Origin of the sequence: Candidatus Thermokryptus mobilis (assembly GCF_900070205.1) — a bacterium.
GTDB lineage: Bacteria > Bacteroidota > Ignavibacteria > Kryptoniales > Kryptoniaceae > Kryptonium > Kryptonium mobile.
The window spans coordinates 4512-30680 of the sequence record NZ_FAOO01000005.1; the positions used below are offsets into that span (position 1 = coordinate 4512).

The window sequence follows — 26169 nt, forward strand, 5'->3', positions numbered from 1 at the left end:
GCGCTAAAATTTATTTTCCTGAATTAATTTAAAAAGGGGAATTTATTTATCAAAACAGCGAACTTTCTTTACTAGTGTAAGATTATAGGAGCGTGGTTTACAAATTTTCTTTCTTTCACCTTCCTCTCCCCCTGCGGGAGAGGGTCAGGGTGAGGGGTGTCTTTAACTACCACCCCCACCTTTATCCTCCCCCATCAAGGGAGAGGAAACAAAAGATGTTAAGGTGAGGGATGATGTTAACTTTTTTCCTCTATCTCCCTCTGCGGGAGAGGGTCAGGGTGAGGGGTGTTGTTAATCTTTTGATCACCCGAAAGTTTTTGCCATCATTTTTAAAATTAACAACAACCGCCAACCTCTTTTATACCCTCATAAAAACTCGCATCTTCAAGCGCCTCTTTTATCATCTCCTTCGTCGGAGCACCATAAAATTTATCACCTATCCTGTAAACCCTGCACATAAGCCCATAATCACCGTTGTCAATATAGCTTGGATCAACATCAACACCGTTGACTCTAATAGTTGGCGAGCCAGGGAAACGATACCTCAAAGCGTCCTCTTCACTTTTTATCTCTATCTCCTCAATCTCATAATGTTTTATCCTCGCCTCGGATATAGCTTCCATCAAGTTTTTCCTGGCTGTCTCGTGATTTGGACAATCGGAAAAATAAAGAAATTGAATTTTCATGACTTTTCTTTTTTCTTTAATCTCCAAAAATTTTTTAAATTTTTCAAAAAAATCCCATCAAAAACAAATGAAATCCCTTGGCTCAGTTCTGTTTTCTATCCTGATAATTTTCGGTTGCGCAACTCAAATCCCACCCTCTGGAGGACCACCTGACACAACACCACCTCAAATAATAAAAACATTCCCAGCAAATGGAAGCCTCAACTTCAAAGAAAACTTCGTTGAAGTGGAATTTAGCGAGTATGTTGATAAACGCTCCGTTCAAGATGCGATATTTATCTCGCCATATATTGAAGGTGAGATCAAATACAAATGGTCCGGAAGAAAGCTTAAAATCATTTTCCCTCAAAAACTGAAAGAAAACACAACTTATGTCATAACATTTGGAGCAGAGATAAGAGATATAAACGCTGGGAATAAAATGAAAGAATCATTCACCATCGCATTTTCAACCGGTCAAAAAATTGACACTGGCTCAATTGATGGGAAAATTTTCACGGAAAAAGAAAACTTCATGGTCTTTGCTTATTTAATTGATGGAATGAACCCCGATACACTTTCACCGATTCATACAAAACCAGATTATGTGACGCAAGCAGGAAAGGATGGAAGCTTTAAATTTCAATTTATAAAGTTTGGCAAATACAGATTGTTCGCCATAAACGATAAGACAAAGAATTTCCTCTATGATCCAACCATTGACGATTATGGGGTTTATTGGAACGATATCGTCATTGATTCGCTTAATCCATCGGTTTCAAATATAATTTTTAAAACGACGCTTGAAGACACAAGTAAACCATTCGTTTCCTCTATAACCCCAATTGACAACTCACACATAATTGTCAGATTTTCAGAAAAAGTAACTTTAAAAGATAAATCCATAAAAATTGAAAGTTCAAAAGGGGAGACGCCTTTTATCATTCAACAATTTCAAGACAGCACAAGGTTTATGCTCATAACAGAAAAGCTTGAACAAGGTGAGAAATACATTTTAAAAATTTCAAAATTAACAGACATATCGGGAAACGAAATCAATCCCGTCGCCCTTGAAATTTCCGGGAATTTTTCCCCTGACACAACAGCTCCTTCTCTTATCCTTTCAATGCCATCTGAAAACGAAGAAGATGTAAGTTTAACACCGACGATAAAACTTTACTTTGACGATATTTTAAAAGGCGATTTCATTGTAAATCTCCTTGACTCAACCGGTAAGGAGATAAAATCAAAAATCATGCAAAGTCAGAACATAATCACAGTCCAACCTGAAAGTGAACTTAAACCAGGTGAAATTTACACAATCAAAGTTTTCAATTTAAGCGACATCAACTCAAACAAACTCAAAGATACGCTGAAGTTAACCTTCAAAACAATTGATCCTTCAAATTTCGGGGCGATTGAAGGTAGGATAGCTTGCGAAGACACAACAAGTGATGTCATAATTTCTGCCTTTGACCCGGAGAAAAAGAAGGTCTTTCACACAACTTCAAAATGTAATTCAAAATTTGCATTTGAGCAGATACCACAGGGCAAATATATAATCTCCGCTTTCATTGACTCAAACAGGAATGGTAAGTACGATTATGGCAAGGTTTTTCCATTTGTTCCGTCCGAGAGATTCACATTTTATCCCGATACTGTTAAGGTCAGGGCGAGGTGGACAACGGAAAATGTTGATATAAAATTTTAATCAAATGTAATCACGCATTTAAGCGAATCGCCTGCTTTCGCAGTTATATCAAAAGCTTTTTTTGTATCTTCAATTTTAAATCTATGTGTGACGAATTTTTCCGCTTTTATAATCCCATTGCTTATCAATTTTAACGCTTCAATTGTGTCATCTGGACCAGCCGAGTAGCTTGGTATGATTGATATTTCGTTGAAGTAAATTTCGTATGGTTTGATTTCCAATCTTGCGTCTTCAGGTGTCGGCGTAAAAAGGATAAGTTTTCCACCTTTTGCGACAAGTTCCAAACCAGAGTTTATCGCTTCAATTGTCCCTGGACCGACGATGACGATGTCAGCCATGTATTTATTTGTCAATTCACTTACTTTCTCCTTCACATTTTCTTTTGAGAAATCAATTACAAAATCGGCGCCGTTTTCAATTGCTTTATCAAGTCGGTATTTAACTTTATCAACTCCGATGACGATTTCAGCACCATAAAATTTCGCAAGTTTAACATTTACCTGTCCCATAAAACCGAGTCCCAAGACGACCACATAATCCCCTTGCTTTATCCCCGCCTTTTTAAACGCCTTTACAGAACACGCCACTGGTTCAATCAAAGCCCCGTCCTCAAAAGAGACATCATCTGGAAGTTTAAACATATCATTTTGTAAATTCACATTTGGGACTTTAACGAATTCAGCTATTCCACCTGGTATTATCTTTGAATTTTTCCAGGTTTCGCACATTGTGAAATTCCCGCGTTCACAATATCTACACTTCATGCAAGGTGCGTGATGATGTATGAAGACCCTATCACCGACTTTAAATTTACCCACATTTTCACCAACTTTAACGACGACGCCCGAAAGCTCGTGTCCGATGACAAGTGGAACTTTCTTCTTAACATACCATTTCATCGTGTCGCTTGAACAAACCCCGCAAGCTTTAACTTTAACGAGAACCTCATCTGAATTTATATCCGGGATTTCCATTTCCTCTATCTTTATATCGCCGAAGTCATATAATTTTGCAACTTTCACAGGTATGAAATTTTTAGTTTAAAAAAAATCCCACCCATTGTAGGGAAATTTTCCAACCCTGACAAGATATTTACAACCCCGGGTTAGTCCTCAAAGTTCTTTGAAAATCTTTTTTCTTCAAATTCACCGCCGAAAACATACGGTACCGCGTAGCCGTACCAATCAAGTTTTGACTTTTTAATCAACGAGAGGACATGTCTTTTTGTTTTCTTGCGGAAGTCAAGTATCCCTTCAGCTTTCTCAAAAGCTGTGGGTAGAGGTTCACCCGGGAAAAGGAACTTCAACATTGCGACGAGCATTTTTTCATCTTGACCTAACATAAGCGCTCACATCTTTTAATTTTCTCTGATGTAATTTACTAACAAGCCGAGAATTAGTCAAGTTTAATAATTTGTTTTTTTGAGCCGTTTTTTTTATCATTACTTTGACAAAAAATTTTAACAAGAAAATATGACAAGGAAAAACAAGGTTCAGATCTTCACCCCTGAACTTGTATTTGAGGGAAACAACAAAAAGTTTTACACCTCGGAGGAAGAAAATTGTCTAATAATGAAGTTTAAAGACACGATCACCCTAAGAGATGGAACGGTTTTCAAGATGAAGGGACACGGTGAACTTAGGAATAAAATTTCAACAATTTTATTTGAGTATCTTCACAACTTCAACATACTTACGCACTATATAAAGCCAGTTGATGAAAGTTCAATGCTCGTTCGCAAACTCAATATGATTCCAATCAAAGTTGTCGTGAGAAATATAGCAGCTGGAAATTTTTGCGATAGGTTCGGGATTGAGAAAGGCAGAGTCCTTGATCAGCCAGTCATTGAACTTTATTACAAGAACAACACATCGCATTATCCGTTTGTTAATGAATATCATGTATATGCTTTGCACATCTCCACTCCGGAGGAAATTGCAATGATTACGAGGATGGCTTCAAAGATAAACGCCATATTGAGGTCATTTTTTGAGCGGAGGGATTTGAAATTTGTTGATGCGAGGTTTGAATTTGGAGTGCTTGGGGATGATATAGTGCTTGGGGATGAGATATCTCCGAGGACATGCAGAATTTGGGATAAGGAGACGAATGAACCGCTTGATTTTGAAAGGGTTCGCTTCAACATGGGCAATGTAAAGGAAAGCTATAGTGAAATTTTAAGGCGCATATCAATTTAAATGGGGAAAGTCAGATTGATAGCAAAGTATGGAGTTTCCACTGTTGCATGGATAATTGCAATTTCCATCGTCTTAATCTTTATCTCCTTTGCGATAAAATTAACACCGATTAGAATTCTACTCCTCATCTTGGCAATTTCCTTAACTTCGTTTACACTTTTCTTTTTCAGGGACCCGGAACGAAAAATTCCAAATGGAGATGGCATAATAGTTTCGCCAGCGGATGGGAAAGTTTTTTTGATAAGGGAGTTTTTTGAAAACGAATTCATCTTTGACGAGGCAGTTCAGGTAAGTATATTTATGTCGCCTTTAAATGTCCATGTGAATAGAATCCCAATAGGTGGTGAAGTAAAATTTTTGAAATATGTCCCCGGCAAGTATATTGTTGCATTTGATGAAAAATCTTCCGAAAATAATGAGAGAAGGATCATAGGAATTGAAACAGAAGACGGCTTTAAAATTTTGGTCAAGCAAATTGCTGGCTTTATCGCAAGAAGAATTGTCTGCGATGTAAGAAAAGGAGATAAGGTGAATACGGGTCAAAGATTCGGGATGATAAAGTTCGGTTCAAGGGTTGATGTGATAATGCCGAAGGGTAAAGTTGAATTACTTGTTAATTTGGGTCAAAGTGTAAAAGCAGGCGAAACAATAATTGCAAAAGTTAAGAGGTGAGGTTATAATGAAGAGAAACAAGTTTATCTTCGTCCCGAGTTTGTTCACGGTCTTGAACATGTTTTCGGGGTTTCTTGCAATTCTGTATGCGATGAGCGATTTATATATTCAGTCAGCTTGGTTTATAATTCTGGCTGCGATATTTGATTCGCTTGATGGGGCTATGGCTCGGCTGACAAAGAGCGCGACTGAGTTTGGAGTTGAACTTGATTCGCTGGCGGATGTGATTTCGTTTGGGGTTGCGCCATCAGTTCTTGTCTATAAATTTTACTTTCACGAGTTCGGAGAAATAGGTGTATTTTTGAGCTCGCTTTTGATGATATTCGGGGCTATGCGACTTGCGAGGTTCAATGTTGAACTTGTCGGCTTTGATAAGGAATTTTTCAAGGGACTACCTATACCATCTTCAGCGTCAACTGTGGCGTCCTATATAATTTTGTTCTATAACGAAGAAACGGGAATGCCGAACTTTGAAAAATATGCCCTTATCCCAATGGTCGTAGCTCTATCCTTACTTATGGTAAGCTCAATTAAATACGACACGATACCTAAATTTTCGCTTAAAACATTAAAAACATCGCCTGTAAAGTTTCTCTATTTTTACCTTGGCATAGTCCTCGCCATAATAACTCGCGGGAAGATAATTTTCCCTTGGTTTGTTCTCTTTATAATTTTCGGCGCACTGAGATCGCTGTTTAACACATTTAAACCAGTCCTTGGGCTTGCTGGAACGAAATCAACTGAAGAAGAAGATGAATTCAATGATTTTGACATCTAATTGGAATTAAAATCTATGAAAGCGAAAGTCATAATCAAGCTAAAGGACTCAATCCTTGACCCACAGGGTTTGACGATACATCATGCACTTGAGACGCTCGGTTACAAAAACATTGAAAGTTTAAGGTCGGGGAAATTTTTTGAGATTGAGTTAAATGTTGAGGATAAAGAGAAAGCAAGTGAAATCGTTGATGAGATTTGTAAAAAGTTACTTGCAAACCCGGTGACAGAAGAGTATCAGTTTACGATTGAGTAGCCATAAATTCAAATCACTTCAATCTTTCCGCCTGAAATTTTGCGATAGATATAAAGCAAAATCATCACGAATGAACTTAACACGAAAGCGAGCGCCGAGCCAAAGGGTTTATCCCTTGCAACCATAAATTGATTTTGGATGAGATTACCGATAAGCATACTTTTTGCCCCACCAAGGAGGTCAGAGACGATAAAAGAACCAAGCGTTGGGATGAAGACGATAACAACTCCAACGATTATCCCTGGCAATGTCAAAGGTAAAATCACGCGCTTTAAGGTGGAAAATTCATCAGCGCCGAGGTCTTTTGACGCTTCAATTAAAGTTATGTCAATTTTCTCAAGCGATGCATAAATTGGCAAAATCATGAACGGCAACTCGCCATAGACAAGACCAAGCAAAACGGAAAATTCGTTGTATAACAAAGGAAGTGGCTTGTCAATCAAGCCCATCTTCATCAAAAATAAATTCAACAAGCCCTCATCTCTCAAAATTAAAATCCAAGCGTATGTCCTTATCAAAAAGCTTGTCCAGAGCGGAACGATTATGAAAAAAAGATAGAGAATTTTTCTCTCCGGCTTGACGAAAAATGCGATGTAATACGCAACTGGATAACCGATAAGTAGGCAAATTAAAGTTGTCAATGTGGCTATATAAAGCGAGCGAATGTAAATCGGGATGTAAAGTTCATCAAAGGCTCTCGCATAATTTTCAAGCCAGCGGAGTGAGATGATATATTCCTTTAAATTTTCAATTGGTTCAAACCCCCCATAAACTCCGCGTTGCAAGAAACTGTAATAAAACATTATCAAAAGCGGAAAAAGGAAAAAGATCACCAAAACGATCAAAGATGGAACAAGAAGCAGTTGATAAATTTTCCCCTTCACGCCGGTTCAAGGAAAACTATGTTTCTTTTCTCCCAAACTGCGTAAACTCTATCTCCGGGGTAGAACTCATCTTTAAATTTGACATCGCGATTTTGTTCTTCAACAAAGATAGAAAACCCATCTACCTTCAAAATCCAGCTGGTTGAAGCACCATAATATATCTTCGTCTCAACTATAGCTGGGACGCAAACGAAAGATGAATTTTTCAATGGCGTTTTCCTTATGAAAATTTTTTCGGGTCTTACGATGAATTTAAATTCACTTGCGGATATATTGAATCCGTTGTTTATTGAGATTTTAAATTTGAGGTTTTCCAAAAGCTCAACTTCAAATAAGCGTCCGTTCAATTTTCTAACGAAACAAGTGAAAAGATTTCTCGCTCCCATAAAGTTCGCAACGAATTCGGTCCTTGGTCTTTCAAAAATTTCATACCCTGTGCCAACCTGTTCAATTTTCCCGGAGTTCATGACGGCGATCCTGTCGGAAATTGAAAGTGCTTCTTCTTGGTCGTGGGTCACGAAGATAAATGTTATTCCAACTTCGTGTTGGAGCTTTTTCAATTCAACTTGCATTTCTTTTCTCAACTTAGGGTCAAGTGCATTAAGAGGTTCATCAAGGAGTAAAACCTTTGGTTTAAGGACGAGCGCTCTTGCGAGTGCAACTCTTTGTTTTTGCCCACCGCTAAGTTCGGATGGCTTCCTGTTCTCAAGTCCATTTAAGCGAACCATTTCAAGCGCTTCAAAAACTCTTCTTTTGACATCTGACTTACTGATGTTAAGATATTTAAGCCCAAACGCAACATTTTCAAAAACATTTAAATGAGGAAACAAAGCATAATTTTGGAAGACCATATTGATAGGTCGTTTATACGGTGGTATATTAGTATAGTCAACCCCATCAATTATAACTTTTCCAATGTCGGGATTTTCAAAGCCAGCTATTATTCTAAGAAGTGTCGTCTTACCGCAACCGGAGGGTCCAAGCAGCGAGAAAAACTCGCCTTTATTTATGGTGAGATTGATATTGTTAAGAACCCTAACATCCCCGAAAGATTTACTTATGCCCTGGATTTCAACCAGGGCTTGCTCATTGGATGAGGCAACCTTCTCCATTTCTGCTAAGTTCCCTCCAATTTTAGTGGTTTTATTATTCCGACTTTGACAAGCTCAAAGATATTTCTTCTGTCTTTAGTCATGGCGCTCCTTTGAATTTTTTTCGGAATAAAAATATAAAATCTTTTCAGAAAAAATCAAGTTTTTATCCCCTTGATTAACATACGGTCATTATCATAGCATTTTCCTCTCACGCTATTTTTCGTTTAGTTGAGCGTATATCGTCAATTTACATCTTGCCACAATTTTTAATTTCTCAAACTCTTGACTGCTTCCAGAGCGATTTCAGGATTTATCTCGTAGCCAATTCCATTACGCTTTAAATCAACTGCTGCTAAAAGAGTTGTCCCTGAACCAACGAATGGGTCAAGCACTGTTTCCCCGACATAGCTAAATGCTTTGATTAATCTATAAGGTAGTTCATAGGGAAATGGTGCCACGTGGGTTCTTCTGTCTCCGCTTCCTTGTGGTTTCATCAGCCAAACATCGCTTTTTTTAATTGATACCCAAAATTCCCTATCTAATTTTGACATCTCCTTTTGCTCCTTCGTTAAGTGAGCGTATTTATCAAAACCTTTCCTTTCAGGTTTTTCAAATTCTAAAATAAACTCATGCATATTGTTTATTAAAATTCCCCCGGGATAAGGATACGTCCCAAAGTGCGCCCTTACGCCATTGGTCTTGTGCCATATAATATCTCTTTTGAAAATAAACCCAATTTTTTCAAATATATCTATGGTTCTACCAACCAAATTCAAAGTTCTAAAGCCACTTTTCCCCAATCTCACTGGGACATTCATTATGTTTATAAATGCTTTTCTACCAGGTTGTAAAACCCTATAAACCTCCTTCCACACCTCGCTTATTTTCTCAAACCATTCATCAACATCGTGTATATTCCCAAGGTCACCTTCTATTGGCTCTCGTGAATACATCTTCACATTAAAATACGGAGGCGATGTAATGACTAAATGAACGCTTTCATCAGGCAAATCGTCCATCTTCATTGAGTTTTTAACAAAAATCTTTTGAATCGTCCCGGCTATTTCAATGACATTTATTTTATCAATATCCAGCCCATCATTTTGAACCCTGTGTTTAAAATTGTTTTCAACTTTCTTTAATTCGTTCAGCTCAAATCGCATTTGACCGCTTGGAGCAATTTTAGCTCTAATGATTTTATCCTTAACAAGTTTATGAAGTGTTCTAACAGTGATTCCCAAATATTTAGCAGCTTCAATTGCTGAAAGATAAGTTCTGTTTTTGTAATCTTTTAGTTCCATTTTTATTCGTTCCCGTTGTAATTTTGCTATTGAGCAGATTCAACCTTCAGCTGAAAAGTATAAAGACATTTTTGAAAAATCAAGTTTTTACGACAAGGGTAAAAATTGAATTTGACATATTCGGTTAAATTTGATATTTTTCAAAACAAAAATTGAAGGACAAACTGAAGATGAAAAAGATGTTTTCCCTTGTTTTCTCGTTACTTTTAATTTCAGTTTCATTTGCACAGATAGAGGTCGTTGATGATTTAAATAGAAAAATTCAATTTTCAAATCCACCCAAAAGAATTGTTTCGCTTGCACCAAGTATAACTGAGACATTATTTTTCCTTGGTCTTGGAGATAGAATCGTCGGTGTGACAAGATATTGCAACTATCCGCCAGAGGCAAGGGAAAAACAAATCATCGGCGGAGTTATTGATCCAAATTATGAATTGATAGTTTCACTTAAACCCGACTTGATAATAATGACGGTTGAGGGAAACACAAAGGAAAGCTTTGAACGACTCTCGGGGCTTGGGTTTAAAATTTTTGTGACAAATCCAAGAAATTTTGACGGGATTTTCAAAACGGTGCTTGACATAGGTAAAATTTGTGCAGTTGAAGAAAGAGCTAAATTTTTAGTTGATAGCTTAAAAAGTGATCTTGAAAGGATTGAGAAACCTAAGAATAAACCCAAAATTTTCGTTTTGCTCTCTTTGAATCCACTAATGACAGCTGGGAAAAACACATTTATAAACGAGATAATTGAAAGGGCTGGCGGAGTTAATATCGGAAGGCGTTCAAATCAAAATTATCCGATTTTCAACAGGGAGGAAATTCTGAGAGAAAATCCCGACATTTTGATTCTGACCGACCCAAATATTGATAGAGAAGAACTTTTGAGAAATTTTCCCGAGTGGAAACATTTGAAAGCGATAAATGAAAATAGAATTTTTAAAGTTGACCCTGATATACTCTTACGACCCTCGCCAAGGGTTGTGCTTGCAGTTAAGATAATTTCTCAACTCATAAAAAAATTTTAAAAACAAAACCAAATCACGGATGAAAAAGGAAAAGGTATTTGTCGCTGTAGCTGGAAATATCGGCTCTGGGAAATCCTCCTTGACCAAACTTTTAAGCGAACACTTCGGATGGAAAGCATATTATGAATCGGTTGATGATAACCCTTACCTTGATGATTTTTATAAAGATATGAAGCGCTGGTCCTTCAATTTGCAGATTTATTTCCTCTCAAAAAGGTTTAAAGACCACATGGAGATTGTGAATTCGCCTTATTCAATAATTCAGGACAGGTCAATTTATGAAGATGCTGAAATTTTCGCGCGCAATCTTTATGAAATGGGAAACATGGATGAAAGGGATTATAAAAACTATGTTGAGCTTTTTAACATAATGACGAGTTTTTTAAAACCACCCGATCTGATAATTTACCTTCGGGCAAATGTTGATACACTATTGCACCAGATAAAACTCCGTGGGAGAAGTTTTGAACAAAACATCCCGAGGGAATATCTTGAACGATTAAATAAGCACTATGAAGATTGGGTTGCAAGATATAATCTTGGGAAAATTTTGATTCTTGAAACCGATGATTTAGATTTTGTAAATGACAGGGATGATTTCAAAAAGGTTATTGAAATTGTAAGCGAAGAGCTTGAGAAGATCGGGTATGAAGTAAAAACAAAAAGGACACAAGTTTAAATGAAATATCTTGTGATTGATGTTGAATCAACTGGGCTTGAGCCCGGTTATCACGAGATAATTCAACTTGGTGCTTGTTTATTTGATGAGAATTGGAATCAACTTGGGACATTTCTCACAAATGTTTATCCGATCCACGAGGATAGGTTTTCGCTTCCAGCGATGGGAATTCATCAACTTTCACTTCACGATTTGAAGGATGCGCCTATGATTTACGATGTCATCCCAAAGTTTGAGTCGTGGATTCTAAGGACGCTTAAAAAACCTGAAACAGCAAGAGGCGTTCTCAAAGAGTTAACGCTTTGCGGTCAAAGCGTCACATTTGATATAAACTTTCTACACTTTGCTTATCGTGAAGCAAAATATGATTGGCCGTTTTCAAGCAAGGTGATTGACTTACATATACTTGCGTTTTATTACTTCACAATTTTAAAGAACAACAATCTCCCAATCCCGAAGTCGTTGAGTTTGGATTCAATTGCTGAATACTTCGGCTTAAAACGCACTGGTGAAGCCCACAACGCACTTGAAGATGCCCTGATAACAGCAAAATGTATCGCCTTGATAATGAACGAGTCAAAAAAATTTAAGATACAACCTTGATAAGGGTTCACGATATAAAATTAAAAGGCGAGAAAACTTTGCTTCGCCCTTTCACCCCTGATGACCTTGAAATGGCTTTCAAATGGAACAATGATCCCCTTGTCCTTGAAGCTGAGGGCGAAGCAGAACACAGCTGGGAAGAGGTTCTTGAGGCTTACGAGTATCTCTCAAACAATGGACTTTTATTTATAATTGAAGCGATTGATATACCAAAACCAGAACCGATTGGTGAGATTTGTCTATTGCATGATAACGATTATGAACGACTAGGGGTTGAGGATAAAAATGAGTTAATTTATTGCATCCCGATACTTATAGGAAAGCCAAATTATTGGGGCAAGGGTTATGGGAAAGATGCGGTAAAGGCGATTTTAAAATTTGCTTTTGAAGAGATGGGTGCTGACAGAATTTTCGCAACGGATGTTTTCTCGTTCAGTGAAAGGTCAATAAATCTTTTCAAGTCCCTTGGCTTTGATGAGATGAGAAGGGACAGGAACAGGATTTATTACAGGGGCAGACACTACGACATAATTGACTTTTGTATCACACGAGGGAAATATTTTGCCTTACATTCAAAATTTTCCACGCGGGAAAATAAATGAAGATCGCCTTCTTAATTGATCCCCAGCCAACGGTTGAACAAGTTTTAGCTTTCAAATGGGCGAGGGCGAGATTTGGCTGTGTCTTCAAAGTTGAGATTGAAAAATTGTATCTTGAAAAGCTTGAAGAGTTCAACATAATTTGGTGGCATTACGATAAGGACTTGAAACTGCCTGATGTCGTCAGGGATGAAAAGTTCAAAACATGGATGAAAAACTTTTTAAAGAGGGGGAATGGCTTACTTTTAACTTTATCGGCGCTGAAACTTTTAAACGAACTTGAAATTGAACCGATTGAGCCAGATCTTGAAGAAATGGGGGTTTGGGATTTTGAAGGTTATGTCTCTTATGGGTTTGCTTCTTTTTTCGGACATCCCATCTTTAAAAAACTTAACAATGCTGTCTGGTTGGACTACCTCTCGCCCGGTGAAAAATTTTTGAGGGTTGCTTATCATAAGCGAACGCCAGAAAAATTGAAGGTTGTTGCAGTTGAACGAACAAAAGCCGGGATTGAAACGGACAAAAAAATTTTACTTGAATATGAAGGCGAGGGGAAAGCTATATGCATCGGTGGGGGTGTTTTCTTTTCAAGAAAGGAAAATAAGTTCTATCCCGAGCTTGACCGTTTGATTTTAAACTCAATTCTATATCTTAACAATCCATCAAAGCTAAGCGGAACGAAAACATACTGGGATCTATCAAAGGGGATTCAACAGGTCAATCTTAACATTGAAAATAAATCGTTAAGAGGGGGACAGAAGAAGATCGGAAGAAAAGGTTTTGAGTTTTCAACTGAAACTGAATCTTGCTATATCCAAGGGGAAAGCATTTTCGCAGAGGTTTCAAAAGAAAAAATAAGCAACGTAAAAATTTTGCCTTTCAAGCTTATTGACGAGATAAAATTTTTTATTGAGGGTGGCGATAAAATTTTAAAACCAGAGAGAGTTTCAATGTGCTTTAAGGTAGAGGGCGTAAATAGACATTTTGGATTTGAAGACGCACAACTTAACGAGGTGACCTTTGCTCATCCTCAAAAGCCAATTTTGATCCTTCATTATCTGTCAACATCCAACGAGGATATAAAAATTTGCTTCAAGATCAAGGTATCACCTGAAATTTTAAGTCAAACGCCGATCAAGATAGAAAAATTTTCTTTTGGGTTTGAAGAAAAGTTGAAGGCGTTTTTCGTTCATAACGATGAACTTTTTTCAATTTTCATCGGCAGCGTCAAAAGACCGGATGAATTTAACTTTGAGATTGAAAACGGTTTGGTTATAAATGTAAAGTATAAAATTCCGGCGGGGTTTGAAAAGGCATTTAACATCGCGATAACTGGTGAAGTGAGACCGCAACATTCAAGCGAACAGACAATTTTTATAGCGAAAGAGCTATACAAGCTTGCATTAAAATCAACACACAAGGTTTTTAAAGAAAATTTTAAAGCCATAAGAAACACATTGCGAAGGCAACTTCAAATTTCAACATCGGATGATAAACTTGGAAGAAATTTTAACTTTTGTGTCGCTTTGCTCAACAAGTTTGAAAAGAGGATCAAAAATCTCGGTTACTGCTTCATCCCACACCCTGGAGATAGTCTCGTCAAGGTTGATGAAATTTTAAAATCCCTTTCAGCGCTTTTGAAGGTTGGCGCATATGAAATAGTTAGGGATACGCTTGAATTTATCGGAAGATTTTTAAGTGTAAGAGGGGAATTGCCATCAATGTTTTATTTCGCTGGAATTTTTGATTACAACGATGATGTCAAGAGCAGATATGTTGAAATCGCAGGGGATTATGTTAGAGCATCAAAAGATAAAATTTTTGCAAAATTCACCTGGCGCAGGATAAAGAAATTTTTTGACTTTGAAAGGGACATTGAAAAGATGAGCAACAGAGCAGTGAATTCGTTGCTGCTGTTGGCTATTGTAAACTCGGATGAGGTGGTAATTGAGAAATTAAAGGGGTTGAAACAAATTCAAGAAAATAAGTTAAAGGCAGGGATTTCACCTGATTTAAATGTTAACTCTGGTTTAGAAATTGCTGGATTCGTTGAGCATGTTATATCCGAGTATTTTGACTTTGAAGTTGATGCTTTTAATAAAGAATTGTTTTTCTCACCGAAGATTGACGCTTGGGATTTCTTTAAGGTGAAAAACTTACGGCTTAAGAATATGAGGATTAACATTTCAATGAGCAGAGATGACGGCATACTTTCATTTTGCTTTGAAAAAATTGACATGCCGGAGGTCAAAGTTATCTTTGAGCCGAGGTTTGATAGCGGGGTTAAAATTGACAAAGTTTTGATAAACGGAAAAACTCTGAATGATTTCGTCTTTGAAGATGGAAGATTGAAAATTGAATTTGCTTTTAGATTTAAATCTGAAATTGAAATTCACTTTGAGAAGTTATGATTCAAAAATCGGGATGGTAGAACGAACGGATTTTTATGAAGCGCAAGACCAAATATTTGACCACATCTATTCGCAAGTATATCTCTTTCATCTTTGACCAAGTTTAAACCAAGCTTTTCTCCTTCTTCAATCAGAAGCCCTATTTTATCGGCTGTTTTTGACCCGCCGTTCAAATAAGAAAGATATGCGGAGAAGAAAAAATGTTGGAGTTTATCCTTATCGTTCAATGTATCGCTGAATAGATAAGCTGGCAGATTTTCAACTCTTTTCCTAAAAATTTTCTCGTTTTCCGAAGTTAGGAAAATCGGTATTTTTAAACCTAAAAGTGGAATTTTAAAATTTATTTTCCTGTGGTCAAGCGTTGCAAGCCCTGAGATGAGTAGAGCGTCTGCTATGTTGTAATTGGACAGGACAAGCGCTTTTTTATATATCAAATCAACGGATGCCTTGTCGCCGAATTTCTCTCTAAATTTCTTGAATTCATCGCTTCTTATGAATTCCCTCAACTTGTGCGTTTGAAAAAACTTATTGTCAAGGAAAATGTCGCTTATCGTTTGGGAGTTAAGCATAGGGACGAAGAAAAGAAGAATAACTTTAAGTTTGAATAACGCCGACATTAAACTTTGGCAAATACGGGTTATTGTTTGCGATTTCAATTCCGCGAGAAATCATTTTTCTTGTTTCAACTGGGTCAATTATACCGTCAACCCAAAGTCGCGCAGCTGCGAAGATAGGTTCCATTTCCTTTTCATATCTTTCTTGGATCTCTTTTAAAAGTTTTTCCTGCTCCTCTGGCGTAATCACTTTGCCTTCTCTTTCCATTTGCGAAAGTTTTATGCTCAGCAGTGTTTCGCTTGCTTGTTTTCCACCCATGACAGCAATTTGAGCTGTTGGCCAGGCAAAAATCAACCTTGGGTCATACGCCTTTCCACACATTGCGTAATTTCCAGCGCCGAAGCTATTACCAATTATAAATGTAAACTTTGGGACAACGCTATTTGCAACGGCATTCACCATCTTTGCACCATCTTTTATTATTCCACCCCATTCAGCTCTTCTTCCGACCATAAATCCAGTCACATCTTGAAAGAAAACAATCGGTATCTTCTTTTGGTTGCAATTCATTATGAATCTTGCTGCTTTATCTGCGCTATCAGAGTATATGACACCGCCGACTTGCATCTCTCCAAGTTTTGTCTTCACAATTGACCTTTGATTTGCCACTATGCCGACAGCCCAGCCATCAATTCTTGCGTAAGCACAAATCAATGTCTTCCCATATCCAGCTTTGTATTCGTCAATTTCACTGTCATCAACTATTCTTGCGAGGACCTCATACATATCATAAGGTCTTGATAAATCCTTTGGGATTATCCCATAGATTTCGTATGGGTCATACTTTGGGGGGCGTGGTTCAGTTCTATTAAACCCAGCTTTTGGGGCATCGCCAAGTTTTGAGATTATGCTTCTTATCGTTTCAATCGCTTCTTCATCATTTTTACACTTGTAATCGGTCACGCCACTTATTTCACTATGGACTGAAGCACCACCAAGTGTTTCAATATCAATTTCCTCACCTATAGCTGCCTTAACAAGGTGAGGTCCTGCTAAAAAGACGCTCCCTGTTCCTTCAACTATCAAAGCTTCATCGCTCATAATTGGAAGATATGCACCACCTGCAACGCAAGGTCCCATTATAGCAGCGATCTGTGGTATGCCCATTGCAGACATGACAGCATTGTTCCTGAAAATCCTCCCGAAGTGCTCTTTATCGGGGAAAATTTCACTTTGAAGCGGTAGGAAAACGCCAGCGGAATCAACAAGGTAAACAATTGGGATTCTATTTTCCATTGCTATTTCTTGCGCGCGGAGGTTCTTTTTACAGGTTATAGGAAACCAAGCCCCTGCTTTAACAGTTGCATCATTTGCAACTATCACAACATCACGACCGTGTATCTTTCCTATTCCGACGACAACTCCAGCCGACGGGGCTCCACCGTATTCTTCATACATTCCATATCCAGCATAAAGCCCAATTTCAAGAAATTCACTTCCCGGGTCTATAAGCTTTTCAATCCTTTCCCTTGCTGTCAATTTTCCCCTTTTGTGATGTTTTTCTATCGCTTCCCTTCCACCGCCGAGTTTGATTTGCTCAGCTTTTGCGCTTAAAATCCGCAGAAGATTTTTCATATTGTCCTCGTTCTCATAAAAAGTCCGATCCTTTTTGATCGGACTCCCTATCTGTTTTGGCATATCACTTTGGCTTTGAAAATTTTAGTTCTATTTCAAAAATTTTGTTCAATCTTTGTAAGTGTCTTCCTCCACCAAAATTTGTCTCAAGGAAAATTTTGACAATTTCCTTTGCAAGTTCATTGCCTATGACTCGTGCACCAAGCGTTAATACATTTGCGTCGTTATGTTCCCTGCTGATACGTGCAGTAAATTCATTGTGGCAACAAGCTGCTCTTATCCCGGGGACTTTATTTGCGACAATTGAAGATGCGATGCCCGTTCCGTCAATCATCACACCACGCCAAGCTTTACCAGAAACAACTGCATAAGCAACAGCATAAGCAAAATCGGGATAATCAACCTGTGATTCTGAATTTGTCCCGAGGTCAAGGGTTGAATATCCAAGCTCAGCGATAAATTTTTTAATCTCTTCTTTCAATTTAAATCCGGCATGGTCGCTTGCAATTGCGACGATTTTCTTACCACCAACCTTTGGCTCTGGTGTAAGAGGATAATTAAATTTTTGTTGGGATTCCCGCCGTTCAACGAATTTAACCTTCAACTGTAAAGCTTTATCCCGAGCCGATGGAGTGACTATGGTATTTTTATCAATCTCAATCTCGGTTTTACCTTGATTGAAAAGATCAACGATTGTTTTTTCAGTGATAAGTTTTTTTGGCATTAGCGGAATTTATTTTTTTGAAAAGGGGAGGAAAATCAACCTCCCCAAATTTTTCAACTTATTCCAAGCTCATTTAGAACACCAACAACTTTTTCAGCTGCGTCTTTAAAACCGTTTGCGACTATGAAATTAAGCCCGGATTCTTTCAGTATCCTTGCTCCTTCTTCTGCGTTTGTTCCCTCAAGCCGAACCACAACTGGGACATTGACGCCAACTTTTTTAGCAGCTTCAACAACACCCATGGCGACGCGATCGCACCTGACGATGCCACCGAAAATGTTTATAAGAATTGCTTTGACATTCGGATCAGATAAGATAATTCTAAATCCTTGTTCAACAGTTTCAGTTTTTGCTCCCTCCCCCGACATCAAGGAAATTCGCCGGCTCACCACCAGCAAGTTTAATTAAATCCATCGTCGCCATAGCAAGACCTGCACCATTGACCATACAACCGACATTACCATTCAAACGGATATAATTCAGGTTATACTTTGATGCCTCAACTTCAAGTGGGTCTTCCTCGTCAATATCCCTCATTTCAACTATTTCAGGATGCCTGAAAAGAGCGTTATCATCAAAATTCATCTTTGCATCAAGCGCTAAAACTTGTCCATCTGTTGTCAAGACGAGCGGATTAATTTCGGCAAGGGATGCATCTGTTTCGTCATATGCCTTGTAAAGTGCCAGTAAAAATTTCACAGCGTTTTTAAATGCTTCCCCTTCAAGTGCAAGCCCAAATGCAAGTCGCCTCGCTTGATAAGGCATAAAACCAACCTTTGGATCAACATACTCCTTCAAAATTTTTTCCGGGCTTTCCATAGCAATCTGTTCAATCTCAACCCCACCCTCGCTTGAGACCATAACGACATTTCTTGAAGTTGAACGATCAAGCGTGATGCCAACATAAAGTTCTTTTTGAATATCAAGTGCTTCCTCAACGAGAACCTTTTTCACGATTTTTCCCTCAGGTCCAGTTTGGTAAGTGACAAGTTTTGAACCAAGCATATTTTTTGCGTGTTCGTAGACCTCATCATAACTTTTAGCGAGCTTAATTCCACCGGCTTTACCTCTTCCACCTGCGTGAATTTGTGCTTTCACAACCCATGCGAATCCACCTATTTGCTTTGCAACCTCAACTGCTTCCTCAGGCGTGAAAGCAACACGCCCCTTTGGAACAGCAACCCCAAACTTTTTCAAAATCTCCTTTGCTTGATATTCGTGAATCTTCATTTATTATGTGCATTTTGTTTTTATTATATACCAAACCATTTCTTCAGCAACTCCGCAACAACGGGATTCATAACAGTCAAAACTATCACAACGAGAAGTATCAAAAGATTCAATTTCAAATCCAAACGATCTATTCTGCTTTCAAGTTTAATTCTTACATTTTCAATCCTTGCCTCAAGCTCAGTTCTCACATTTTCAATTCTCGCTTCAAGTTCACCCCTTACATTTTCAATCCTTGCCTCAAGCTCAGTTCTCACATTTTCAATTCTCGCTTCAAGATTAGCTCTGACATTTTTAATCTCGCCTTCGAGTTCTAACCTTGCAGTGATAAGGTCGGCTTTTGTAGCAAGTTCCTTCGTAAGCTCATCCTTCAATTCAAGTTTTTTCTGTAATGCTATCTCCCCCGCCTTCTTATTCATCTCATCAAAAAAATCCTCTATCATCCTCGCTATCTCTAACGCCTCGTCCCTACCAAACTTGCGCTCTAACTTCTCGTATAAACTAACTGGTATACTCATCACAAAACCAATTTTATTTAACTTTTTCAGATATCGCCTTGCCCTGCAGGAAAAGCAAAAGATAATCCGGTCCGCCAGCTTTTGAATCAGTTCCGCTCATATTAAATCCACCGAAGGGATGAACTCCAACTATCGCACCAGTGCATTTTCTATTGATATAAAGATTGCCGACATGGAAAAGCTTCTTTGCCTTTTCAATTTTCTTTCTGTTCTTCGTATAAACAGAGCCAGTCAATCCATATTCAGTATCATTTGCAATTTCAATTGCATGGTCAAAATCTTTTGCTTTTATAACAGCAAGGACAGGACCGAAAATTTCCTCTTGTGCAATTCTTGCCTTCGGGTCAACATCGGCAAAAATCGTTGGCTTTATATAGTAACCCTCATCTTGTCTGACTGCTTCACCACCTGTTAAAAGTCGCCCTTCGGATTTACCAATTTCAATGTAGGACAAAATCTTTTGTTGTGCCCCTGCATTTATCACTGGACCAACAGGATAATTATCCCTTGCTGGACCAATTTCAAGTTTTTCCGTTTCAGCGACGAGCTTTTCAATAAACTTTTCATAAACGCTTTCAACCACGATCGCCCTTGAACAAGCCGAGCATTTTTGACCTTGATAGCCGAAAGCAGAAACAACAACTCCCTTCACCGCTGAATCAATATCAGCTTCATCATCAACTATGATCGCGTCTTTCCCACCCATCTCAGCTATAACACGCTTTAACCATATCTGCCCAGGTTGAACTTTTGAAGCAAGTTCATAGATATGAATTCCAACTTCTTTTGAACCGGTGAAAGCGACAAATCTTGTCTTTGGATGAGAAACAAGCGTATCCCCAACTGTTGACCCAGGACCTGTCACAAAGTTCAAGACGCCATCGGGAAGTCCTGCCTCTTTCATCAGCTCATAAAACTTTGCACCTATCACTGGGGAATCGCTTGAGGGTTTCAAAACGACTGTATTACCGGTTACGAGAGCACCGACTGTCATACCAAGCAAAATCGCAAGCGGGAAATTCCACGGTGGTATCACAGCCCCAGCCCCAAGCGGGATATAAACCATTTCATTTTTTTCTCCTGGATATTTCACCACTGGAGCGCCTTCTGCATAATGAAGCATCCATCTGCTGTAATATTCAAGATAATCAATCGCCTCAGCAACATCTGCATCAGCTTCAGCCCAATTTTTACCAACTTCAAAAACCTGCCAAGCAGCAAATTCAAATTTCCTCTTCCTTAAAATTTGCGCAGCTTTTAACATTATCTTTACCCTATATTCTGGCTTGGTCATTCCCCAATCCTTGAAAGCTTCATTTGCGACTTCAATCGCCTTCTTTGCAAGTTCAGCATCCCCTTTCTGCAAAACCCCAACAACTTGATCTTTCTTTGATGGATTATAAGAGTAAAATTTCTCCTGCGTTTTGATCCTCTCACCTCCAATCACAATGTCATATTCACGACCAAGCTCGCTCTCAACTTTTAAGAGCGCCTTTTCCATCTTTTTCCGATTCTCAGGTTTTGAGAAATCGGTGAACGGTTCATTTTTAAATCTCGGAAGTTTCATTTCAATCCTCCATTTGTTTTACACTTTTTAAAATTTAAAAATTTTCCTCAGCAAAATTCAACTAAATCTGTTTTTCAATACCCAAAACAAATTCCCAACGACGATCGTAGTGGAAGCACCGATAAAAGTGTGCCAAGTCCAGGCTATCTTCGTATTCAAAATAACATAAATCATCACAACAACCCCAGAAACAAAACCGACTAAGGCGCTTCCCTCATCAATCTTTTTAAACAAAACTCCCAAAAGAAAAGACCCAAGCAAACCACCATAAGTAAAAGAAGCGATGCTTAAAGCGAGTTCAACGACAGTTCTTTCCGTGCGCATAAAAAACACAGCAGACCCAACTAAAAGAACCGCCCAAATCGCAGTTATAACCCTTGAAACAAAAAGCTCTTTTCTCTCATCGTTATCCTTGCCAAAATACGGCTTATAAATATCAACCATAGCGGAAGAAGCAAGCGAGCTCATTGAGCCAGCAAGCGTTGACATAGCAGCTGCGAATAATCCCGCTATTATTAAACCAGAAACACCGCTTGGCATATACTTGACGATAAAGTCGGCGAAAACTTCATTTGGATTCATCTCTATCCCATTATGAAAAGTGTAAAGCATCAAACCTATGAAAAGGAAAACGAAGAATTGAATGGAAACGATAAATCCAGTTGTTATCAATGCTCTTTGACTGTTTTTAAGGGAATCCGTTGTCAAAAGGCGTTGAACGATGAGCTGATCTGCGCCATGTGAAGCCATAGAAAGAAAAGCACCACCAATTAAACTTGCAAATAAAGTATACGGCTGTTTGAAATAATCCTTCAAAGGGACATCAAAACCAAGGTTTATTATTTTAAATTTATCCGCCGTAAACTCAAGCACGCGCGAAATCCCACCATCAATTTTCATCCCAAGGATAATTATCCCAGCTATAGCCCCACCGATATAGATAAACATCTGTACTACATCCATCCAAATAACAGCTCTTACACCGCCAACGAATGTGTAAAGGAAAGTAACGAAAGAGATAATAGCAATAGAAATCACATAAATTTGTGTTTCCGACCAGTTTGAAAATTCAGCGGAACTTTTCAAAATTATCGCAAGCGGTATAGCTGTTGTGAAAAGCCGAACACCATCAGCTGCGAGTCGCGTCAGCATAAAAACAATTGATGCAAAGTTTCTCATTTTTCTACCGAACCTAACCCCAAGAAATTGATAAGCCGTGACAAGCTCTCCTTTATAATAAGCAGGCAAAAGCAAAAAACTTACAACTATTCTGCCGAGGATGTAACCAAATGTCAATTGAAGAAAATTTAAATTTGTCGCATACGCAACGCCAGGGATACTAAGGAAAGTTAATGCGCTTGTTTCGGTTGCAACAACCGCAAAACAAACCGCAAGCCAAGGAACTTGTCTTGCCCCAAGGAAATAATCGGAGGTGTTCCTTTGTTTCCCCCCTGAAATTATGCCAAAGATGGCAACCCCGATAAGATAAAGAACAACTATCAACCAATCAATCAAGCCAAATTTCATCAGCGATTAACCCTTTATTTTTGATAACGCCTCCTCAACCGAACCAGAAAAATTAAAAATGGAGTCAATCCTTGCAATTCTCATCAAATTTAAAATTTTATCCCTCACTCCAACAAGCATAACCTCACCTTTATTTTCATTCATCCTTCTTCTGCAAAACAGAAGAGCGCTTAAACCAGAACTATCACAATACTCAACTTGTGACAAATCAACGATTAAAAACTTAACCCCTGACTGACACAAAGCGAGGAATTCTGCCTTCAACTCCGGTGAGTTCAAAGCGTCAATTTTCTTCTCACCGATCTTAAAAACGATAACGCTCTTTTTGGGTCTTGAAACTTCAAAATTCATCAAAAAATCAATATTTGTTAAAAAATGCTCAATGAACCGATCATTCCAATGTAAGCGGATTTCATATCGGTCTCCTCTCCTATGGCGAGTTGGAAGTTATAAAACAAATCAGCGTTTTCCTTTTTGAAACCAATTTTTATCCCAGAGTTGATCTTCTGGCAAAGCCAAGCATTGAAAATGTCAAAGTCAAAACTCATATCAATTGCAATATCATATCTGAAAAGGGCAATTTTTTTAATGAAATTTTTCTTTGGCAACCCGAAAATTGAAATATCATCCTCGCCTACTTCCACATACCGATATTTTTTCACTGTGAAATAGTCCCTGTACTCAGCCATCGCAATCACTGTGATATTAAACTTGCCGGGTATATTTTTAAGCATCTCGTAAGCGATGAGAAACTGTTCTTTCTTTCTCGGCATAATCACCACGATATATCTCGCCCTCTGAAACGCCTGCGTGAAATTGACTATTTTACCTCCCCTTATCCCGTATCTGAATTTCGCATAGGTTAAAAGGATTAACTTAATTGCTTTCATCAACATTTTCCCGAAAGTTATTTTGATCTTCTACCCCTTATAAATGCTTCCCTGATGTACTCCTTGTCGTAGAAATAGTAGGAAAGCCCAAGTTTAAGTGTGAAAAATCCATCTTTATCTTTTGTATTTAGATTTCCGTCAAGGTCACCACGAGTTGTCAAATTATACGATGATGAAAAATCAACCGAGAGGAAATGTCTAACAAACATGTTTAAGCCAAGCCCAAAACCAACCGTCGGTGTGTTCTTCCCCATATAGTTGGAAACATTTGGCTGATAATGAATCAAACCGCTGGAGATGAAAAAATACGCATCGGATTTGCTCAGCGGGATTATGTGAAACTCACCTTGTAGTTCGCCAGATATGATAGTCGTCCAATTTCTTAAATTTGTATTCTTATCCTTGAATCCAACCCATCCACCGGAAAATTTACCAGCGATTGAGAAAAAGTTTAACACGCCTAATCTAACATAAGCGCTTCCTATTGGTTGAACATCTGGTTTTGATTGACCGACAAAAATTGATGTACCAAGGTCAGCTCCAAAACCAAACTTCCCTGGCAAAGTTTGAGAGAACAAAAAAGAAGCCGAAACAAAAAACAAGAACAAAAAGAAAGGTATTCTCATCTTCCCCTCCAAATTTTTATTTAATGAGTTCAAGAAACTCCTCCTCTGTTATTATTCTGACCCCGAGTTGTCTAGCTTTATCATACTTTGAACCTGGGTTTTCCCCAACAACGACATAATCCGTCTTCCGGCTGACGCTATTACTTACCTTTCCACCGAGTTCCTCAACTTTTTCTTTTGCTTCCTCACGCGTAAAATTTTTCAAAGTTCCCGTGAACACAAATGTCTTCCCCGCTAATTTCTTTTTTGCCTTTTCCTCCGGCTTGACCTCAAAATTAAGCCCCGCCTCTTTTAATCTTCTTATCAGCTCAAGATTTCTTTCATCGTGGAAAAACTTATAAACGCTTTCAGCAATTCTTGGACCAATCCCGTAAACCGAAGAAATCTGCTCAACACTTGCGTTCATCAAATTGTCAATTGAACCGAACGCATCAGCAAGAAGTTTTGCAATTTCAGAGCCGACATATCTTATTCCGATGGCATAAAGGACACGATGAAATGGTTGTTTCTTACTGTTTTCAATTGAGTTTAAAAGATTTTGAACGCTTTTCTCACCGAACCCCTCAATCCTTACAAGTTTCGCTTTGTGCCTGTGAAGTTCGTATATATCAGCATAATTTTTCAAGAAACCAAGCGTCACAAGTTTATCAACGATTGCCTCCCCAAGCCCTTCAATATCCATAGCACCTCTTGATGCGAAATGTTCAATTCTAGCTCTAACTTGAGCTGGACATTCTGGATTTTCACAATAATAGTTTGCCTCACCAGCTGGTCTTTCAATTGGACCACCGCAAGCTGGGCAATTCTTCGGGAATACAAACGGCACCGCATCAGGCGGTCTTTTCTCAAGGACAACACCAACTATCTTCGGTATGACTTCACCGCTTCTCTCAACGATGACTGTATCACCAACCCTTATATCTTTTTCTTTTATATAGTCCTCATTGTGAAGTGTTGCCCTTGTTATTATCACACCACCAAGTGGAACCGGTTGAAGTTCAGCTACAGGAGTTATCGTTCCAACTCTACCGACTTGTAGCGTTATCCCGAGAAGTTTCGTTTGCGCTTGTCTTGGCGTGAACTTAAAGGCAATAGCCCACCTTGGGCTTTTCGCAATTGCACCCAAAACTTCCTGCTGACGAATTGAATCAACTTTGACAACGACACCATCAATCTCATAAGGCAAATCATCCCTTCGCTCCTCCCAGTATCTCCAAAACTCAATCACCTCATCTATATTATTACACAACTTCACATGCTCACAAACTGGGAAGCCAAGCCGTTTCAAAATTTGAAGGTTCTCGTAATGACTTTCAAGCTCAACCCCTTCAGCCATCAAGTAATAAGCGAAAAATCTCAAAGGTCGCTGAGCCACGAGTTTCGGGTCTTGCAGTTTCAATGTCCCAGCAGTTGCATTTCTTGGGTTGGCAAAAAGCTTTTCCCCAAGTCGTTCCCGCTCCTCATTCAATCTTTCAAAATCAACCTTGTTCATATAAACCTCGCCACGCACCTCAATGTTCAAAAATTTCTCGTCTGGATTCATCAACCTAAGCGGGATTGAACGAATCGTTTTTATATTGTTGGTTATGTCATCCCCTTGAACACCATCACCACGAGTTGCCCCAAGAACGAGAATCCCATTTTCATATTTCAACCTCACTGCTACACCATCAAACTTCAGTTCGGCAACATATCTATACTTTTCCCCTTCAAGAAGCTCTGCAACTCTCCTATCAAACTCCCTTATCTCTTCAATTGTAAAAGCATTGTTTAAACTTAACATCGGAACTGGGTGTGTCACAGTTGGAAACTCCTTCGTAGGAGCTCCACCAACCCTCTGCGTCGGAGAGTCAGGCGTCACAAGCTCTGGATATTGACGCTCAAGCTCAATAAGCTCCCTCATCAACATATCATATTCAAAGTCAGAAATTATCGGCTCAGCAAGGACATAATATCTATAATCGTGTTCCCTTATCTGTTTTCTTAACTCCTCAACCCTCTCAATTATTTTCGGGTCAATCT

26 protein-coding genes and 1 pseudogene are annotated in these 26169 nt (G+C 38.6%); 10 read left to right on the forward strand and 17 right to left on the reverse strand.

The genetic code is table 11. The features are described from left to right. Positions 1-335 precede the first annotated feature (335 nt). The gene (locus FKZ43_RS04145; RefSeq protein WP_140944622.1) at positions 336-686 is read right to left on the reverse strand and encodes a DF family (seleno)protein; all 351 of its coding nucleotides are present in this window, start codon (positions 684-686) and stop codon (positions 336-338) included. Positions 687-753: 67 nt separating this feature from the next. On the opposite strand from FKZ43_RS04145, the gene FKZ43_RS04150 reads away from it, so the two are divergent. Continuing rightward, positions 754-2376: an Ig-like domain-containing domain gene (locus FKZ43_RS04150; RefSeq protein ID WP_181180251.1), complete on the forward strand. Its 1623-nt coding sequence runs from the start codon at positions 754-756 to the stop codon at positions 2374-2376. Here the strand turns inward: FKZ43_RS04150 and FKZ43_RS04155 are convergent. Continuing rightward, entirely contained in the window at positions 2373-3398 is a 1026-nt protein-coding gene (locus FKZ43_RS04155; RefSeq protein WP_140944624.1) for an alcohol dehydrogenase catalytic domain-containing protein, read from the reverse strand. The two genes, FKZ43_RS04150 and FKZ43_RS04155, sit on opposite strands and share 4 nt — an antisense overlap. 83 nt (positions 3399-3481) lie before the next feature. Beyond that, entirely contained in the window at positions 3482-3718 is a 237-nt protein-coding gene (locus FKZ43_RS04160) for a hypothetical protein (RefSeq protein ID WP_140944625.1), read from the reverse strand. 130 nt (positions 3719-3848) lie between these two features. On the opposite strand from FKZ43_RS04160, the gene FKZ43_RS04165 reads away from it, so the two are divergent. The 4 genes from FKZ43_RS04165 to purS are packed head-to-tail and all read left to right on the forward strand — an operon-like array spanning position 3849 to position 6279. Beyond that, positions 3849-4574 carry a phosphoribosylaminoimidazolesuccinocarboxamide synthase gene (locus FKZ43_RS04165; protein ID WP_140944626.1) on the forward strand — a complete coding sequence of 242 codons (726 nt, stop codon included), beginning with the start codon at positions 3849-3851 and terminating at the stop codon, positions 4572-4574. After that, positions 4575-5246, forward strand: coding sequence for a phosphatidylserine decarboxylase family protein (locus FKZ43_RS04170; protein ID WP_140944627.1), 672 nt, complete (start codon positions 4575-4577; stop codon positions 5244-5246). It abuts the gene before it with no gap. A 7-nt stretch (positions 5247-5253) separates the two neighbouring features. Next, positions 5254-6024 (forward strand): CDP-diacylglycerol--serine O-phosphatidyltransferase, encoded by a 771-nt coding sequence (pssA, locus tag FKZ43_RS04175; RefSeq protein ID WP_140944628.1) that lies wholly within the window; start codon positions 5254-5256, stop codon positions 6022-6024. Between the two features lie 15 nt (positions 6025-6039). Continuing rightward, on the forward strand, positions 6040-6279 hold the full coding sequence (gene purS / locus FKZ43_RS04180; RefSeq protein ID WP_140944629.1) for a phosphoribosylformylglycinamidine synthase subunit PurS: 240 nt from the start codon (positions 6040-6042) through the stop codon (positions 6277-6279). An 8-nt stretch (positions 6280-6287) separates the two neighbouring features. Here the strand turns inward: purS and FKZ43_RS04185 are convergent, their stop codons facing one another. From FKZ43_RS04185 to FKZ43_RS04195, 3 genes are all read right to left on the reverse strand, one after another. Then, positions 6288-7163 (reverse strand): ABC transporter permease, encoded by an 876-nt coding sequence (locus FKZ43_RS04185; RefSeq protein WP_235894683.1) that lies wholly within the window; start codon positions 7161-7163, stop codon positions 6288-6290. Next, complete coding sequence (locus FKZ43_RS04190) at positions 7160-8275, reverse strand: ABC transporter ATP-binding protein (RefSeq protein ID WP_140944630.1); 1116 nt, start codon at positions 8273-8275, stop codon at positions 7160-7162. The genes FKZ43_RS04185 and FKZ43_RS04190 overlap by 4 nt, the downstream gene beginning before the upstream one ends. 248 nt (positions 8276-8523) lie before the next feature. Then, positions 8524-9558 carry a DNA methyltransferase gene (locus FKZ43_RS04195; RefSeq protein WP_140944631.1) on the reverse strand — a complete coding sequence of 345 codons (1035 nt, stop codon included), beginning with the start codon at positions 9556-9558 and terminating at the stop codon, positions 8524-8526. 170 nt (positions 9559-9728) lie between these two features. Between FKZ43_RS04195 and FKZ43_RS04200 the strand changes: the two genes are divergently transcribed. The 5 genes from FKZ43_RS04200 to FKZ43_RS04220 are packed head-to-tail and all read left to right on the forward strand — an operon-like array spanning position 9729 to position 14875. Continuing rightward, positions 9729-10583: a cobalamin-binding protein gene (locus FKZ43_RS04200; protein ID WP_140944632.1), complete on the forward strand. Its 855-nt coding sequence runs from the start codon at positions 9729-9731 to the stop codon at positions 10581-10583. Positions 10584-10602: 19 nt separating this feature from the next. Then, positions 10603-11262, forward strand: a complete 660-nt coding sequence (locus tag FKZ43_RS04205; protein ID WP_140944633.1) for a deoxynucleoside kinase — start codon at positions 10603-10605, stop codon at positions 11260-11262. Beyond that, the gene (locus FKZ43_RS04210) at positions 11263-11865 is read left to right on the forward strand and encodes a 3'-5' exonuclease (protein ID WP_140944634.1); all 603 of its coding nucleotides are present in this window, start codon (positions 11263-11265) and stop codon (positions 11863-11865) included. Between the two features lie 38 nt (positions 11866-11903). Beyond that, entirely contained in the window at positions 11904-12467 is a 564-nt protein-coding gene (locus FKZ43_RS04215; protein WP_140944635.1) for a GNAT family N-acetyltransferase, read from the forward strand. Then, the gene (locus FKZ43_RS04220; RefSeq protein ID WP_140944636.1) at positions 12464-14875 is read left to right on the forward strand and encodes a glucosidase family protein; all 2412 of its coding nucleotides are present in this window, start codon (positions 12464-12466) and stop codon (positions 14873-14875) included. Before FKZ43_RS04215 ends, FKZ43_RS04220 begins: the two co-directional genes overlap by 4 nt. Here the strand turns inward: FKZ43_RS04220 and FKZ43_RS04225 are convergent. From FKZ43_RS04225 to ligA, 11 genes and pseudogenes are all read right to left on the reverse strand, one after another. Then, positions 14857-15492, reverse strand: coding sequence for a hypothetical protein (locus tag FKZ43_RS04225; RefSeq protein WP_140944637.1), 636 nt, complete (start codon positions 15490-15492; stop codon positions 14857-14859). The genes FKZ43_RS04220 and FKZ43_RS04225 overlap by 19 nt on opposite strands. Then, positions 15470-17128 (reverse strand): acyl-CoA carboxylase subunit beta, encoded by a 1659-nt coding sequence (locus FKZ43_RS04230; protein ID WP_140944638.1) that lies wholly within the window; start codon positions 17126-17128, stop codon positions 15470-15472. The genes FKZ43_RS04225 and FKZ43_RS04230 overlap by 23 nt, the downstream gene beginning before the upstream one ends. 1 nt (position 17129) lies before the next feature. Then, positions 17130-17789, reverse strand: coding sequence for a ribose 5-phosphate isomerase B (gene rpiB / locus FKZ43_RS04235; protein ID WP_140944639.1), 660 nt, complete (start codon positions 17787-17789; stop codon positions 17130-17132). A 53-nt stretch (positions 17790-17842) separates the two neighbouring features. After that, positions 17843-19019, reverse strand: a pseudogene (gene sucC / locus FKZ43_RS04240) (ADP-forming succinate--CoA ligase subunit beta). Positions 19020-19042: 23 nt separating this feature from the next. Beyond that, positions 19043-19537, reverse strand: a complete 495-nt coding sequence (locus FKZ43_RS04245; RefSeq protein WP_140944640.1) for a hypothetical protein — start codon at positions 19535-19537, stop codon at positions 19043-19045. Positions 19538-19550: 13 nt separating this feature from the next. Then, positions 19551-21104 (reverse strand): L-glutamate gamma-semialdehyde dehydrogenase, encoded by a 1554-nt coding sequence (gene pruA, locus FKZ43_RS04250; protein WP_140944641.1) that lies wholly within the window; start codon positions 21102-21104, stop codon positions 19551-19553. A gap of 57 nt (positions 21105-21161) precedes the next feature. After that, entirely contained in the window at positions 21162-22631 is a 1470-nt protein-coding gene (locus FKZ43_RS04255) for a sodium:solute symporter (protein WP_140944642.1), read from the reverse strand. 6 nt (positions 22632-22637) lie between these two features. Further along, a complete protein-coding gene (locus tag FKZ43_RS04260) occupies positions 22638-22982 on the reverse strand; it encodes an STAS domain-containing protein (protein ID WP_140944643.1) in 345 nt (114 codons plus the stop codon). A 17-nt stretch (positions 22983-22999) separates the two neighbouring features. After that, a complete protein-coding gene (locus FKZ43_RS04265) occupies positions 23000-23521 on the reverse strand; it encodes a DUF6913 domain-containing protein (protein WP_140944644.1) in 522 nt (173 codons plus the stop codon). 17 nt (positions 23522-23538) lie between these two features. Next, complete coding sequence (locus FKZ43_RS04270) at positions 23539-24147, reverse strand: hypothetical protein (RefSeq protein WP_140944645.1); 609 nt, start codon at positions 24145-24147, stop codon at positions 23539-23541. Positions 24148-24163: 16 nt separating this feature from the next. Next, the gene (gene ligA / locus FKZ43_RS04275; protein ID WP_140944749.1) at positions 24164-26167 is read right to left on the reverse strand and encodes an NAD-dependent DNA ligase LigA; all 2004 of its coding nucleotides are present in this window, start codon (positions 26165-26167) and stop codon (positions 24164-24166) included. Between the last annotated feature and the right edge of the window lie 2 nt (positions 26168-26169).

Bases quoted from the DNA above. Each gene is read 5' to 3' on its own strand.
- FKZ43_RS04145 (WP_140944622.1), bottom strand. From the start codon at position 686: ATGAAAATTCAATTTCTTTATTTTTCCGATTGTCCAAATCACGAGACA.
- FKZ43_RS04150 (WP_181180251.1), top strand. From the start codon at position 754: ATGAAATCCCTTGGCTCAGTTCTGTTTTCTATCCTGATAATTTTCGGT.
- FKZ43_RS04160 (WP_140944625.1), bottom strand. From the start codon at position 3,718: ATGTTAGGTCAAGATGAAAAAATGCTCGTCGCAATGTTGAAGTTCCTT.
- FKZ43_RS04165 (WP_140944626.1), top strand. From the start codon at position 3,849: ATGACAAGGAAAAACAAGGTTCAGATCTTCACCCCTGAACTTGTATTT.
- FKZ43_RS04170 (WP_140944627.1), top strand. From the start codon at position 4,575: ATGGGGAAAGTCAGATTGATAGCAAAGTATGGAGTTTCCACTGTTGCA.
- pssA (WP_140944628.1), top strand. From the start codon at position 5,254: ATGAAGAGAAACAAGTTTATCTTCGTCCCGAGTTTGTTCACGGTCTTG.
- purS (WP_140944629.1), top strand. From the start codon at position 6,040: ATGAAAGCGAAAGTCATAATCAAGCTAAAGGACTCAATCCTTGACCCA.
- FKZ43_RS04190 (WP_140944630.1), bottom strand. From the start codon at position 8,275: ATGGAGAAGGTTGCCTCATCCAATGAGCAAGCCCTGGTTGAAATCCAG.
- FKZ43_RS04195 (WP_140944631.1), bottom strand. From the start codon at position 9,558: ATGGAACTAAAAGATTACAAAAACAGAACTTATCTTTCAGCAATTGAA.
- FKZ43_RS04200 (WP_140944632.1), top strand. From the start codon at position 9,729: ATGAAAAAGATGTTTTCCCTTGTTTTCTCGTTACTTTTAATTTCAGTT.
- FKZ43_RS04205 (WP_140944633.1), top strand. From the start codon at position 10,603: ATGAAAAAGGAAAAGGTATTTGTCGCTGTAGCTGGAAATATCGGCTCT.
- FKZ43_RS04210 (WP_140944634.1), top strand. From the start codon at position 11,263: ATGAAATATCTTGTGATTGATGTTGAATCAACTGGGCTTGAGCCCGGT.
- FKZ43_RS04220 (WP_140944636.1), top strand. From the start codon at position 12,464: ATGAAGATCGCCTTCTTAATTGATCCCCAGCCAACGGTTGAACAAGTT.
- FKZ43_RS04225 (WP_140944637.1), bottom strand. From the start codon at position 15,492: ATGTCGGCGTTATTCAAACTTAAAGTTATTCTTCTTTTCTTCGTCCCT.
- FKZ43_RS04230 (WP_140944638.1), bottom strand. From the start codon at position 17,128: ATGCCAAAACAGATAGGGAGTCCGATCAAAAAGGATCGGACTTTTTAT.
- rpiB (WP_140944639.1), bottom strand. From the start codon at position 17,789: ATGCCAAAAAAACTTATCACTGAAAAAACAATCGTTGATCTTTTCAAT.
- FKZ43_RS04245 (WP_140944640.1), bottom strand. From the start codon at position 19,537: ATGAGTATACCAGTTAGTTTATACGAGAAGTTAGAGCGCAAGTTTGGT.
- pruA (WP_140944641.1), bottom strand. From the start codon at position 21,104: ATGAAACTTCCGAGATTTAAAAATGAACCGTTCACCGATTTCTCAAAA.
- FKZ43_RS04255 (WP_140944642.1), bottom strand. From the start codon at position 22,631: ATGAAATTTGGCTTGATTGATTGGTTGATAGTTGTTCTTTATCTTATC.
- FKZ43_RS04260 (WP_140944643.1), bottom strand. From the start codon at position 22,982: ATGAATTTTGAAGTTTCAAGACCCAAAAAGAGCGTTATCGTTTTTAAG.
- FKZ43_RS04265 (WP_140944644.1), bottom strand. From the start codon at position 23,521: ATGAAAGCAATTAAGTTAATCCTTTTAACCTATGCGAAATTCAGATAC.
- FKZ43_RS04270 (WP_140944645.1), bottom strand. From the start codon at position 24,147: ATGAGAATACCTTTCTTTTTGTTCTTGTTTTTTGTTTCGGCTTCTTTT.